Below are 13,192 nucleotides of genomic sequence, written 5' to 3'. Positions count from 1 at the left end.
CGCACCCCAAAAATGATGCTGGCCCCCACCCTGCGCAGCGACTAGAATGCGAAACATTATCAATTAAGACTGCTGCGCCAGGATGCCCATGTCGAGCGATCCCCCACTGGACCATGCCGCTATCGGCCAGCTGTACCATGCCCATCACGCCTGGCTGCGCAGTTGGTTGAACCGCCGCACCGGTTGCCGTGAACATGCCGCCGACCTGGCCCAGGAAACCTTCGTGCGCCTGCTCAATGCGCGCAAGCAGCAGACCTTGCAGCAGCCACGTGCCTACCTGAGCACCATCGCGCGCAGCCTCATGATTGACCACTACCGGCGTCGGGAACTGGAACGCGCCTATCTCGAAAGCCTCGCGCATTTTCCTGAAATCGAGGTGCCGTCGGAAGAAACGCGGCGGCTGATCCTCGACAGCCTGGAACGTATCGACCGCCTGCTCGACCAGCTCAAGCCGCGCGTGCGGGAGGCGTTCCTGCTCGCACAACTGGACGGCCTGACCTGCGCGCAGATCGCCGAGCGCCTGGATGTGTCCAAGGCGACGGTAGAACGTGACCTGTCCAAGGCACTTCATGCTTGCTATCGGTTGCGCTATGTCGAACTTTGATCCGCGCCTGGTGGACCAGGCAATCCAGTGGATGATCACTCTGCGCTTCAATGTCGCCGACGACGCCAGCACTGCAGCATTCGACCGTTGGTTGCACACCAGCGCCGAACACGAGCAGGTGTGGCAGCGGGTGGCGACGATGAACGATGATTTCAGCCAACTGCCGGCGCAGGTCGGGCGCCATACCCTGCGCGGTGCGCGTCAACGCATCAGCCGTCGTGAAGGCTTGAAATTGTTGGGGCTGGTGGCCGGTGCGGCGGGCTTGACCTGGCTCGGCCGCGACTACACGCCGCTGCCGGCCCTGATGGCCGATTACCGTACCGTCACCGGTGAACGGCGTCTGGTGACGTTGAACGACGGCAGCACGGTCCAGCTCAACAGCGCCACCGCCCTCGATACCGCGTTCAATCAGGAGCGACGCCTGGTGCAACTGCGCCAGGGTGAAATCCTGGTGAATACCGGTGCCGACCGCAGGCCTTTCTGGGTCAAGACGCGTGACGGTTACCTGCACGGCCTCGACACGCGCTTTCTGGTGCGCGAAGACGCCCAGGGCACGTTACTGGCCGTGCAACAGGGCCGTGTGGCGCTGTTTGCCGATCGCCCAGACGCCGGCGCGCGTCAGGTGATCAATCCAGGCGAGCAGGTGGTGTTCGACCGCAACGGCATCCGCCCTCCCGCCGCCAATGGCCTGGACCCCTGGGCCTGGAGCGACGGGGTGATCAGCGCGCAAAACATGCGTCTGGATGACTTCCTCGCCGAGCTGAGCCGTTATCGCAATGGCGTGCTGCGCTGCAGCGAAGCGGTGGCCGGGTTACGCGTATCGGGCACTTATCAGTTGGACGACACTGATCAAGTGCTCACCCTGGTGGCGCAATCCCTGAAGCTTGATGTGACGTACCGCAGCCGTTATTGGGTGAGCGTTTCAGCACGCGTATGAACGCGAAAAATAAATGAGGTGAATTCGCATTGCCGTTCGACCTGTAAGGAAAGGCCGATCAACAGGCCAGTTCTGTTCACTTCCTTCAGGAGCATCCCGCGGTCATGCAAGCGTTCCCCTCCCAACGTTCCCCCTTCAAGCGCGCGGTACAGGCCGCGGTGCTCGGTGCCTGCCTCAGTGGCGCGGCCGCGCCGACGGTCGTGCTGGCTGACAACACGGCCAGCGATACCCAGGCCCACGACTGGAACATCGCCGCCGGCGCCCTCGCCCATGCACTGGACCAGTTCGCCCGCCAGGCCGGCATCAGCCTGTCGTACGACGCCACCAGTGTCGCGGGCAAGATCAGCCCAGGCCTGAGCGGCCGCTTCGACCGCGAACAGGCCCTTGGCCAACTGCTGCGTGGCCAGGGCCTGCAAGCCCAGCGTAAGGGCAACAGCACCTGGCTGCTGTTACCGCAAGCGGCCGATACCGGTGCACTGAACCTGGGCGCGACGATGGTCACCGGCGAACGCCTGGGCGCCACCACCGACGGCACCGGTTCCTACACCACCGGCGCGGTAACCATCGGCAAAGGTGAACACAGCCTGCGAGAGACGCCGCAATCGGTCAGCGTGATCACCCGCCAATTGATGGACGACCAGCAGCTCACCACCATCGACGACGTAATGGAGCGCACACCTGGTATCACCACCTACGCATCGCCCATGGGCGGCAAGTATTTCTATTCCCGTGGGTTCAAGATGCTCGGCCAGTACCAGTACGACGGTGTGCCGCTGGACATGGGCAAGGACTACGTTCAAGCCGACAGTTTCAGCGCCAACATGGCGATCTACGACCGCGTCGAAGTGCTCAAAGGCGCCGCCGGGATGCTCAAGGGCGCGGGCACCGCCAGCGGCGCGGTGAACTTCGTGCGCAAGCGGCCCCAGGCCAAGCCCACCACCAGCCTTTCACTGTCCGCCGGGACCTGGGACAACTACCGCGCCGACGTCGACACCGGTGGCCCGCTCAATGACAGCGGCACGGTGCGCGGACGCGCGGCGATCAGCCAGCAGCATCGCGGTTCCTACATGGACATCCAAAAGCGTCAGGACCAGGCGTTCTACGGCGCGCTGGACATTGACCTGAGCCCCGAGACCACCCTGGGCATCGGTGCCAGCTACGAAGATGTGGACGCCACCCCGTGCTGGGGCGGTCTGCCGCGCTACGCCGACGGCAAAAGCGCCAACCTCAGCCGCTCCACCTGCCTGGGCCAGTCCTGGAACGACTGGCAAAGCCGTCGCGCCACGTTCTTCGCCGACCTCACCCATCAGTTCAACGATGACTGGAAACTCAAGGTGGCGGCCGTGCACAGCCGCAACCTGCAAGACACCAAGTACGCCGCCAGCGAAGGCACCATTGCCTACGGCAACCCGGCACCCACGGCCGGCTCCTACGCTGCATTGATGGACTACGACCACAAGGACTTCGGCCTGGACGCCTACGTCGACGGCAAGTTCCAAGCCTTCGGCCTGGAACACGAGCTGATTCTTGGCGCCAACGGCAGCCGGGGTACCCAGGACGACGTGTACGCGATCCAGAGTCTTGCCTTGCGCCAGAGCATCTATAACCCCAACCACCACTTCCCGGAACCGGCCAACAGCAGCTTCTGGCCGAACATGTACCGCGGCGGCACGGTCAAGGAAACCGCCACCCAATACGGCACCTATGCCACCTTGCGCCTGCGCCTGGCGGAACCGTTGATGCTGATCGTGGGCAGCCGCGTGAGCTGGTATGAGAACCGTCGCCAGTCCAATAATCTGGCCTGGGGCGAATGGGCGGTGCAGGACGCACGCACCAGGGAAACCGGCGAGGTCACGCCGTTTGCCGCGCTGATCTATGACCTCGACGAGCACCTGTCGGTGTACGCCAGCTATGCGGATATCTTCCAGCCACAAAGCTCCTACGCCACCGTCGACGGCGCCGCGCTCAAGCCGAAAATCGGTGACAACTATGAGCTGGGCATCAAGGGCGAATGGTTCGATGGGCGCCTAAACAGCTCCCTGGCCCTGTTCCGCTCCGTCGAGAAAAATGGCGCCGAATCCGACTACACCACCCAATGCGCGACCTCCGCCGATGGCTATTGCTACACCGGCAAAGGCAAGGTGCGCGCCCAGGGGGTGGAAGCCGAAGTCAGTGGTGAACTGCTCGAGCGCCTGCAACTGTTCGGCGGCTACACCTACACCCAGACCAAGTCACTGAGCACCATCGATGTGGCAAAGGAAGGCGGTGTTTCCAACACCTATGTGCCCCGCCACATGCTGCGTCTGTGGGGTGATTATCAACTCGACGGCGCGTTGTCGAAATGGAGCGCGGGCACCGGCGTCAACGCCCAGAGCGGCAATTACCGCGTACAAACCATCAAGCTTGAACAGCCCGGTTACGCGACGTGGAACGCACGCGTGGCGTATCGCATAGACGACACGTGGACCGTGGCGTTGAACGGCAATAACCTGTTTGATAAAACCTACTACAGCACCGTCGGCACTGCTTCCTGGGGCAACTTTTATGGCGAGCCGCGCAACTTTACCGTGAGTTTGAAAGGCAACTTCTAAACCCACACCTCCCCGGTTGTGGCGGGGCACTTGATACGCCCTGCCATACCTCTTGTGCCGGCCCTTGCTACCGTCTTTTGACCCAGAACGTGTCGAATACGACCTGGCGTGCATCTCCAAGTGTGCGGTTTGACTTGTACATCGCCTTTATAACGGTCACGGCCGTCCTGTCCACCAAGGAAGTCTATTGATGAACACCCTCAGCGGATTGATTCCCTGCATCATTTCCGGTGGTTCGGGCACGCGGCTGTGGCCAGTGTCGCGCCAGAACATGCCCAAGCCCTTCATGCGCATGCGTGACGGCCAAAGCCTCCTGCAGAAGACCTTCCAGCGCGCCGCCAAACTGCCGGGGGTACACTCCGTGCTCACGGTGACCAACCGCGACCTGTTGTTTAGCACCCTCGACGACTACCGCGGCGTCAACACGTCCAGGCTGCATCTGGACTTGCTGCTCGAACCCTTCGGCCGCAACACCGCAGCGGCCATCGCCGTGGCGGCGCTGCATGTGCAGGAACACTTCGGCGACGATGCGCAGTTGCTGGTGATGCCCGCCGACCATTTGATCCTCAATGAGATGGCATTTGCCGAGGCCGTCAGTCAGGCACGCGACTTGGCCGATGCAGGCTACCTGGTGACCTTCGGCATCCAGCCCGATCATCCGGAAACAGGCTTCGGCTACATCGAACAAGGTGAACAGCTGAGCCATGGCCACCGGGTCAAACGCTTCGTCGAGAAGCCCGACCTGGCCACCGCCCAAGGCTATCTCGACGGCGGCAAGCACCTGTGGAACGCCGGCATGTTCTGCTTCAAGGCCAGCACGCTGGTGGACGAGCTCGCCGCCCACGCACCCGACGTACTTGAAGCCGGCCGCGCCTCGCTCAGCCGCAGCCAAAGCCTGCAGAACGATACCTCGCGCCAACGAGAGCTGGACGCGGACGCCTTCGGCCGCGCGCCGGACATATCCATCGATGTGGCACTGATGGAAAAGTCCAGCCGGGTGGCAGTGGTGCCCTGTGATATAGGCTGGAGCGATATCGGCTCGTGGGAAGCCCTGCGCCAACTCACGCCCAGCGACGCACATGGCAATCAGGTCAACGGCGAAGCGATTTTGCACGATGTACACAACTGCTACATCGACTCACCCAGGCGTGTGCTGGGCGCCGTAGGCGTGCGTGACCTGATCATCGTCGACACCCCCGACGCGCTGCTGATCGCCGACGCCCATCGCAGCCAGGATGTGCGCTTCATCGTCGCCGAACTCAAGCGCCAGAACCATCCGGCGTACAGGCTGCACCGCACCGTCACGCGGCCGTGGGGCACCTACACCGTGCTGGAGGAAAGCAGCCACTTCAAGATCAAGCGCATCGTGGTCAAGCCCATGGCGTCGTTGTCGCTGCAGATGCATCACCACCGCAGCGAACACTGGGTGGTGGTAAGCGGCGCGGCGCAGATCACCAACGGCGAGCGAGAGTTTTTAATCAACGCCAACGAGTCCACCTACATTCCGGCAGGCCACAAGCATCGGTTGACCAACCCAGGCATCATCGACCTGGTGATGATCGAGGTGCAGAGCGGCGAGTACCTGGGCGAAGACGACATCGTGCGCTTCGATGACGTCTACGGCCGCGCACCTGGCTGAGTACCCGGGCATTCGCAGCAGGGTGAGCGAAGTCTTCCTGGCGGTGGCGCTATTTCAATCATCCAGCGGTTGCGGGGCGGCTTTGCTGCCAGGCTTGACGGGGTTGGCGCCCTTGACCGGCGCGGGTGGAGCGGGTTCCGGCTCGGCTGCGGCTGCGGCTTCTTTTTCGGCCATAGGCATCTGGTCGATGGTGCTGAAAAACTCTTTCAGGTCGAGGCTGTCCGGGGGCACAGTCTTCTCAAGTTTCTTCTCGCCGTCCTTGCCGATCAGGATCGCTTTCGTACCGCTGCCGGCGCCGAGCTTGAGCGCACGAATCAGCGCATTGGTTTCCGGGGGCGTGAGTTTTTTGCTGTCTTTGGGGTCCTTGGCGAACTTCTCGCCTTCGGCACCGATACTGCCGAATTTCACGGTGTAGAACACCATGCTGCGCTCTTCGAAGGACTGCTTGGTGGCGGGCTCTTCCAGCTGTTTCTTGAGCGTCGCCAACGTCGGGTTACCGGCATCGAGTTCAACCACCACCAGCGGACGGGCTTTGCCCAGGTCCTGCTTGAGCGGATTATCATCAGCAGCCAACAGCGGCCCCGTAAAAGCCATCAAGGTAGCCAGGGTCAGCGACCGGATGAGCATGCGCACCTCCTTTGAATTCCATGCAGGGTTCTTGAGTTTCATGTCTGCGACAGCCAAATTCAAGGATGATTCCTACACAACTTTAAGAAAGCGTAGGTCAGGACACCCGCTACGCAAGGGGTTGAGGGGCACATCGGTGATTGTTTCCTCAGATTGCGGAAACATCATGAGACCTCCCACTGCGGCCAATGTCGCGCAAACACCGGCGCCACAATGGGGTCGGCATCCACCCGCGCCAGCGTCTGGGCAAAACTTGGCGCCAGGGAGCTCAATGCCTTCCGAGCATCGTCCCAGCGCGACACCGCTGCCGCCATGACGCCCAGTGCATTGGGCTGGCCACTGGGTGCAAATAATTGTTCGGCGAACTGATCGGCGAACACCACCCAGGCCTGGTGCAGGTAGCGGCGGGTGCCATTGACCAATTGTGTCTGTAGTGCTTCGTTGACGTCGCCCAGCCAGCGTTGCGGGTAGTCGATGATGCCGATCGCCGAGTAGCAATTGGCGGCGATGTACACCAGGCCGCGCAGGATCTGACCACGGTTGCCACTCAATAACTCGCTGGCCGGAAACTCCAGGCCCAGGTGGACCAGGATCGCCGCGCTTTCCGTCAGCACCTGCCCATCCGGGGTCACCAGGGTAGGCACCTGTTTGAGCGGGTTGATACGTGCCAGCGCGTCGCTGCCCTCGCCTTCGGCCCAGGAAGCGGCGTCCACCCGACCCCATTGCACCCCACAGCGCTGCAGGGCGATTTCGATCATGCACGAGCCGGATTCGTCGATGCCATAGAGTGTGAACATGCGGTTACCCTCGTCGGTAATCATCCTCGGACCACCACAATGCAGTGCCTGAGCACAGCGACGCAAGTGCGCTAAAACAAGCCCATTTGCCCGCCGACCAGCGTGCTGAAGTCATCGTTCACGAACGGCAAAATCGCGTCGGCCACCGGCTGTAATTGCCGGGTGACGTAGTGGTCGTAGTCGATAGGGGCTTGCCGTATTTCCAAGGGCTCCGGGCCGTTGAGGCTGATCACGTAGCTGATCCAGCCTCCGCGCTGATACTGGCGCGGGCGCCCCAGGCGGTCGTTGTACGCATCGGCCAGGCGCGCAGCACGCACATGGGGCGGCACGTTGCGTTCATAGTCATCCAGTTGCCGGCGCAGGCGCTTACGGTAGATCAGCAATTCGTCGAATTCGCCGCTCAGGGTACGACGCACATAGTCGCGGATGTAGTCTTGATGGGGTTGGCGGTGAAAGATGCGCTGGTAGAGTTCCTGCTGGAAGCGCCGCGCCAGTGGCGACCAGTCGCTGCGCACGGTTTCCAGGCCCTTGTAGACTATGTCTTCACTGCCATCGCTACGGGTGACCAAGCCTGCGTAGCGCTTCTTGCTGCCCTCCTCCGCCCCGCGGATGGTGGGCATGAGAAAGCGCGTAAAGTGGGTTTCGTATTGCAACTCCAGGGCACTCTTCAGGCCGAACGCCGTGTGCAGATGCTCACGCCACCAGTCGTTGACGTGCCGCACCAAGGCTTGGCCGATGCGGCTCGCGTCTTCCTGGGAATGGGCATTGCCGAGCCAGACGAACGTGGAGTCGGTGTCGCCATAGATCACTTCATAGCCCTGGGCTTCGACCAGTTCGCGGGTCTGGCGCATGATCTGGTGACCACGCATGGTGATCGAAGAGGCCAGCCGCGTATCGAAAAACCGGCAACCGCTGGAGCCGAGCACACCGTAGAACGCGTTCATGATGATCTTAAGGGCTTGGGACAGCGGCGCGTTATGTTCGCGCTTGGCCACTTCACGGCCTTCGGACACCCGCGCAACGATGGATGGCAGACAGTGTCGCGTGCGCGAAAAACGTGCACCGCGAAAGCCTTCAACCGAATCGCTGTCGTCAGGGTGCTTGAGGCCTTCGATCAAGCCAACGGGGTCGATCAGAAAGCTGCGGATGATCGATGGGTAAAGGCTTTTGTAGTCGAGTACCAGCACTGACTCGTAGAGACCGGGACGCGAGTCCATGACAAACCCACCGGGACTGGCTTGGGGCGGTTTGTCCCCAAGGTTGGGCGCGACGAAACCCTGGCGGTGCATCAACGGCATGTACAGGTGTGTGAACGCCGCCACCGAACCACCGCTGCGGTCAGCTGGCAGGCCGGTGACGCTGGCCCGTTCCAGCAGGAACTTGAGTAGTTCGGTCTTCTCGAAAATCCGCGTGACGAGTTCACAGTCTTTAAGGTTGTAGCGCGCCAGGGCGGGTTTGTCCTCGGCGAACATGCGGTTGATTTCATCCATGCGCTGGTACGGCGTGGCGATATCCTTGCCTTCGCCCAGCAAGGTTTGTGCGACGTTTTCCAGGCTGAAGGATTCAAAGCTCCATGTGGCCGAACGCAGCGCTTCGATCCCATCGATAATCAGGCGCCCCGCCGCGGCGGCGAAGTAATGGTTGCGGCTGCCGTGTTCACGCCAGGCCATCGGCTCTTCGCCGCGCCCAAGCATGAGCGGCACCTTGAGGCGCTGGGCATGTTCGTGCAGCACACGCAGGTCGAATTGCACCACATTCCAGCCGATGATTGCATCCGGGTCATGGGTGGCGAGCCATTGGTTGAGGCGTTCAAGCAGTTGCGCGCGGGTGTCGCAGTAGTCGAGTTTGAAGTCCACCGTACCAGCATTGTTCGGTGGGCCGAGCATGTACACCTGACGCTCGCCGCAGCCTTCGAGGGCGATGGAATACAGGTCGCCCTGGGCGGTTGTCTCGATGTCCAGGGACACCAGCTTGAGCGGGGGGCGGTAGTCGGGCGCGGGTTTCATTTGCGCCTCGCACAGGGTGCCGTTGGCATCGGGCGTGCCGCCGAACCAGACCGGGGCGGTGATGTAGCGCTCCATCATGTAGCGTTCGGGTGGGCGTACGTCGGCTTCATAGACATCGACACCGGCCGCACGCAGGCGCTTTTCCACGTCCATCAACTGACGGTGCTGGCGGGTGTAGAGGCCCAGGACCGGGCGATGATGGAAATCGCACAACTGCAGGGGGCGCAATTCTATATCGCGCTCGCCTTTGAGCAGCCAGTCGAGAGGCTTGCGATGGGCTTCGGGAATAAACATTACCGAAGTCTGCACAGGTAGGCGGATAAGCCGTGGCCCCTGGTCAGTGGCCAGCCAGAAACTGACCTCCGTGCCCGCCGGGGTATCGCGCCAATGCCGGGTCAGGACAAAACCCTGCTGTAAATCCACCGTGCCACACCTCAAGAATCGCGTTCAGGTGCTGATTCTACGCGGCATCTGCTCGAACACGGCAGGTAAACGCCCACGCCGGGCGTATGTTCACAAACTTTTTGCCTGGCGCTAAGAACAATTGCGATCATTTGCGCTGGAGTCGTTCGCGGATTGAGGAGGTGCAACGTCTGTTGCCTTTTCCTCACATCGACGGTTCGCCGTCAGGATCGACCCTACCCTTCTGTACCCGACTCACTGTGCTGCTGCCTGAGCGTTGCGGCCACGTCGCAGCCCGGTTACCGCAAAGGATAAACCGGTGGTGACATGAGTTCTGACAGCCTGTACGGCATCATGCCGCGTCAGATCATATCCACCGATGCCCATGTTTTGGTTCACGCCCGGCGCGCATTGTTCAGATAGTTTTCGATATTGCCCATCTGCTCATCCCAGCCACGGGAGTTCATCTTGAACGCTTTTTGCCGCCTGGCCGAGGGTATGTTGTCAAACCCGGATTCGACTACCCGCAGCAAAATACCTGGAGCGCGGTCCTCAATGGTGAATTCCACCAAGGTCGGGGTCTCGTTGTCATAGTCCACCCCCACCTCTACCGCGAACGGATGCCACCAGAAAGAGAACAGTGTTTGCGGCAGGATACGTTCGATCTTGGCCTTCCAGATCACATGTTCGTAACCTGGATAAGTAATCGGCGCCGTAATGGCATCACCCGCGTTAAAAGTCTTGCCCGTGAGGGCGATGCCAAACCACTGGCCGAAGTGCTCGGCGTTGGTGAGTGCTTCCCACACCTGTTTACGTGAAGCGTTAAGCAGAACCTTGCGCTCTATGCGATCTAATACGTGCATATGTCACCTCCTCCATTGACAGTAGGAGACATCAAACAATGCGCAACCTGAGGTTGTAAGCAATGATGATGACACCATCCTTGAACCGGCAATACGTTATGACTGACCCGCTGAATGGAAGTTGCTTCTGTAAAGGTGTGCGCTATCAGGTGAACAGCCTGGACATGCCTATCAGCCACTGTCACTGCAGCAGTTGCCGCAAAGTGCATGCGGCGCCGTTTGTCGCGACCGCAGGGGTGATGCGCGCGCATTTTCGTTGGACGCAAGGTGAAGCGTTGCTATCGTCCTTTGAATCTTCACCGGGCAAATTCAGGCATTTCTGCTCGCGCTGCGGCTCACACTTGATGGCCGAGCGTAGGCAACAGCCTCATGTGATCGTGCGAGTGGCGACGCTGGATGATGATCCGAGCGTCAGGCCCACCTCGCACATCTGGACCGCGCATGATGTGCCCTGGCTTGCCTATGACGGCGTAGAGCGCTGGGCTGAGTGGCAGGGTTGAATCAGACGTGAGGATCACCCGGAGCTTTCGCCGGTGCTGCGTATTGCGGCTTGAGGTGGCCTTGCTGGTCAAGCAGCCAGGCGTCCATGATCTGCCGTACCACGGGCCCTGCGACACGACCACCGGCTTCGCCGTTTTCGATCATCACCGAGATTACAATCTTAGGGTGTTCCGCAGGAGCGAAGCCGACGAACAAGGCGTTATCACGGTGGCGCTCCAGGGTCTTCTCACGGTTGTAGCGTTCGCCCTGCTTGATCGCGACTACCTGCGCGGTACCGCTCTTGCCTGCGATGCGGTATTGCGCACCTTGCGCCGCCGCACGGGCGATACCACGTGGGTCGTGCATCACCAATTGCATGCCATGGTTGACCTGCTCCCAGTCACGCGGATCCTTCAGGACAACGTTAGGCATAGGGTTTTCGTCCACCGGCGGCACGCCATCGATAGTCTTGGCCAGGTGCGGACGGTTCCATACACCTTTGTTGGCGATCAGCGCGGTGGCCTGCGCCAATTGCAGCGGTGTTACTTGCATATAACCCTGGCCGATACCGAGGATCACCGTTTCGCCCGGAAACCAAGGCTGACGGCGGGTAGCGCGCTTCCAGGCTTGAGATGGCATCAAGCCGGCTGACTCTTCGAACATATCCAACGACACTTTCTGGCCAAGGCCGAATTCAGCCAGATAGTCGTGCAGACGGTCGATGCCCAGCTTGTGGGCCAAGTCGTAAAAGTAGGTGTCGTTGGAACGCATGATGGCGGCGTCCATATCCACCCAGCCGTCGCCGCTGTGGTTCCAGTTGCGGTATTTATGGTCGAAGTCGGGCAATTGGTAGTAACCGGGATCGAAAACGCGTGTCTGGGCGGTCACTACACCACTGTCGAGACCGGCGATGGCGACCTCTGGCTTGATGGTCGAGCCCGGCGCGTATAACCCTCGAAGCACACGGTTGAATAGCGGCCGGTCAATAGAATCATGCAGCGCGGCGTATTCCTTGAAGCTGATGCCGGTGACAAAGAGGTTCGGGTCAAAACTCGGTTTACTGACCATGGCCAGTACCTCACCGGTCTGCGGATCGAGCGCGACTACCGAGCCACGGCGGTCACCAAGGGCTTCCTCGGCCGCTTCCTGGAGTTTGACGTCGAGGCTCAAGACAATGTTCTTACCGGGGACGGGATCGGTGTGCTTGAGCACTCGCAGTACACGTCCCTGGGCATTGGTCTCGACTTCCTCGTAACCCACATGGCCGTGCAACTCCGATTCGTAGAAACGCTCGATACCGGTTTTACCGATCGATTGCGTCCCCCGGTATTCTACCGAATCGAGGGCTTTGGATTCTTTCTCGTTGATGCGTCCTACGTAGCCGATGGAGTGCGCGAAGTGAGCGCCTAATGGGTAATGACGAACGAATTGTGGTTCTACGTCCACACCTGGCAAACGGAATTCGTTCACCGCCAGCACCGCAATTTGCTCTTCGGTCAACTCGTAAAACAACGTCACAGGAACGAAAGGGTGTCGTGCTTGCTTCAGCGCCTTATCGAACACAGCCCGGTCTTCGGCAGGCAGGTGCAGCAGGTTTATTATCGCGTCCAGCTCACCCTTAAGATCGGTGGTGCGCTCGCGGGTGATGGTCAGGTTGTAGCTCGGACGGTTGTCGGCCAGCACCACGCCGTTTCGGTCGTAGATCAGCCCGCGCGTCGGGGTGATGGGGAGCACGTGGACACGATTGTTTTCGGAGATCGTGGAGTGATAGTCGTACTGCACGACTTGCAGGAAGTACATCCGCCCCACCAAGGCGCATGTAATGCCAATGACCAACAACGCGCAGGCGAACAGGCGCTTATTGACCAGGCGATTCTCTTTTTCGTGATCCTTGATCGGTATAGGTTCAGGCATTTCTACAGCATCTCTTTGAAGAAGGTCGACGCCGCGTCCTGCGTATAAAAGTCAGTCCTTGTGAAAATGTGCTGCACCATACCAAAAATGCGGAAACACTTTGCATCGATTTCCCCAACGGCATGTTGAGAATTTTATCAGGGATCGTAGCAATGACCTCTCCCCGTACTTTCCGAGCGCCCAAAACAAAACCCCTGTCTGCGTAAGCAAACAGGGGTTCTGGAATTTAATCTTGACGATGACCTACTCTCACATGGGGAAACCCCACACTACCATCGGCGATGCATCGTTTCACTGCTGAGTTCGGGATGGGATCAGGTGGTTCCAATGCT

10 protein-coding genes and 1 rRNA gene are annotated in these 13,192 nt (G+C 60.4%); 5 read left to right on the top strand and 6 right to left on the bottom strand.

Annotated elements, in window-relative coordinates; all coding sequences use genetic code 11:
- The first annotated feature begins 88 nt into the window (after positions 1-88).
- From KZX66_RS16250 to KZX66_RS16235, 4 genes are all read left to right on the top strand, one after another.
- On the top strand, positions 89-604 hold the full coding sequence (locus tag KZX66_RS16250; protein ID WP_248081165.1) for a sigma-70 family RNA polymerase sigma factor: 516 nt from the start codon (positions 89-91) through the stop codon (positions 602-604).
- Complete coding sequence (locus tag KZX66_RS16245; protein WP_248081162.1) at positions 591-1,541, top strand: FecR domain-containing protein; 951 nt, start codon at positions 591-593, stop codon at positions 1,539-1,541. The genes KZX66_RS16250 and KZX66_RS16245 overlap by 14 nt, the downstream gene beginning before the upstream one ends.
- Positions 1,542-1,645: 104 nt before the next feature.
- The gene (locus KZX66_RS16240; protein ID WP_248081160.1) at positions 1,646-4,132 is read left to right on the top strand and encodes a TonB-dependent siderophore receptor; all 2,487 of its coding nucleotides are present in this window, start codon (positions 1,646-1,648) and stop codon (positions 4,130-4,132) included.
- A gap of 190 nt (positions 4,133-4,322) precedes the next feature.
- Entirely contained in the window at positions 4,323-5,771 is a 1,449-nt protein-coding gene (locus KZX66_RS16235) for a mannose-1-phosphate guanylyltransferase/mannose-6-phosphate isomerase (RefSeq protein ID WP_248081158.1), read from the top strand.
- Between the two features lie 54 nt (positions 5,772-5,825).
- Here KZX66_RS16235 and KZX66_RS16230 read toward each other — a convergent pair whose 3' ends face one another.
- The 4 genes from KZX66_RS16230 to KZX66_RS16215 form a co-directional block, all read right to left on the bottom strand.
- Complete coding sequence (locus tag KZX66_RS16230) at positions 5,826-6,398, bottom strand: DUF4174 domain-containing protein (RefSeq protein WP_248081156.1); 573 nt, start codon at positions 6,396-6,398, stop codon at positions 5,826-5,828.
- Positions 6,399-6,562: 164 nt separating this feature from the next.
- Positions 6,563-7,195: a glutathione S-transferase gene (locus tag KZX66_RS16225; protein ID WP_248081154.1), complete on the bottom strand. Its 633-nt coding sequence runs from the start codon at positions 7,193-7,195 to the stop codon at positions 6,563-6,565.
- 71 nt (positions 7,196-7,266) lie between these two features.
- A complete protein-coding gene (locus tag KZX66_RS16220) occupies positions 7,267-9,624 on the bottom strand; it encodes a DNA polymerase II (RefSeq protein WP_248081152.1) in 2,358 nt (785 codons plus the stop codon).
- Positions 9,625-9,998: 374 nt separating this feature from the next.
- Entirely contained in the window at positions 9,999-10,466 is a 468-nt protein-coding gene (locus KZX66_RS16215; protein ID WP_248081150.1) for an SRPBCC family protein, read from the bottom strand.
- Positions 10,467-10,564: 98 nt separating this feature from the next.
- Between KZX66_RS16215 and KZX66_RS16210 the strand changes: the two genes are divergently transcribed.
- Positions 10,565-10,966: a GFA family protein gene (locus KZX66_RS16210; RefSeq protein WP_248081148.1), complete on the top strand. Its 402-nt coding sequence runs from the start codon at positions 10,565-10,567 to the stop codon at positions 10,964-10,966.
- A gap of 1 nt (position 10,967) precedes the next feature.
- Here the strand turns inward: KZX66_RS16210 and mrdA are convergent, their stop codons facing one another.
- The gene (gene mrdA, locus KZX66_RS16205; RefSeq protein ID WP_248081146.1) at positions 10,968-12,860 is read right to left on the bottom strand and encodes a penicillin-binding protein 2; all 1,893 of its coding nucleotides are present in this window, start codon (positions 12,858-12,860) and stop codon (positions 10,968-10,970) included.
- Positions 12,861-13,090: 230 nt separating this feature from the next.
- Positions 13,091-13,192: ribosomal RNA gene (rrf, locus tag KZX66_RS16200) — 5S ribosomal RNA — on the bottom strand; the annotation flags it as partial.

Source organism: Pseudomonas sp. EYE_354 (assembly GCF_023148575.1).
In the GTDB taxonomy this organism is placed as follows: domain Bacteria; phylum Pseudomonadota; class Gammaproteobacteria; order Pseudomonadales; family Pseudomonadaceae; genus Aquipseudomonas.
The sequence above is the reverse complement of the archived record's forward strand: the minus strand, read 5'-3'. Positions and strand labels throughout refer to the sequence as shown.

Coding starts and splice junctions, on each gene's coding strand:
- KZX66_RS16215 (WP_248081150.1), bottom strand. CDS start 10,466: ATGCACGTATTAGATCGCATAGAGCGCAAGGTTCTGCTTAACGCTTCA.
- KZX66_RS16230 (WP_248081156.1), bottom strand. CDS start 6,398: ATGCTCATCCGGTCGCTGACCCTGGCTACCTTGATGGCTTTTACGGGG.
- KZX66_RS16240 (WP_248081160.1), top strand. CDS start 1,646: ATGCAAGCGTTCCCCTCCCAACGTTCCCCCTTCAAGCGCGCGGTACAG.
- KZX66_RS16235 (WP_248081158.1), top strand. CDS start 4,323: ATGAACACCCTCAGCGGATTGATTCCCTGCATCATTTCCGGTGGTTCG.
- KZX66_RS16245 (WP_248081162.1), top strand. CDS start 591: ATGTCGAACTTTGATCCGCGCCTGGTGGACCAGGCAATCCAGTGGATG.
- KZX66_RS16225 (WP_248081154.1), bottom strand. CDS start 7,195: ATGTTCACACTCTATGGCATCGACGAATCCGGCTCGTGCATGATCGAA.
- KZX66_RS16250 (WP_248081165.1), top strand. CDS start 89: ATGTCGAGCGATCCCCCACTGGACCATGCCGCTATCGGCCAGCTGTAC.
- KZX66_RS16210 (WP_248081148.1), top strand. CDS start 10,565: ATGACTGACCCGCTGAATGGAAGTTGCTTCTGTAAAGGTGTGCGCTAT.
- mrdA (WP_248081146.1), bottom strand. CDS start 12,860: ATGCCTGAACCTATACCGATCAAGGATCACGAAAAAGAGAATCGCCTG.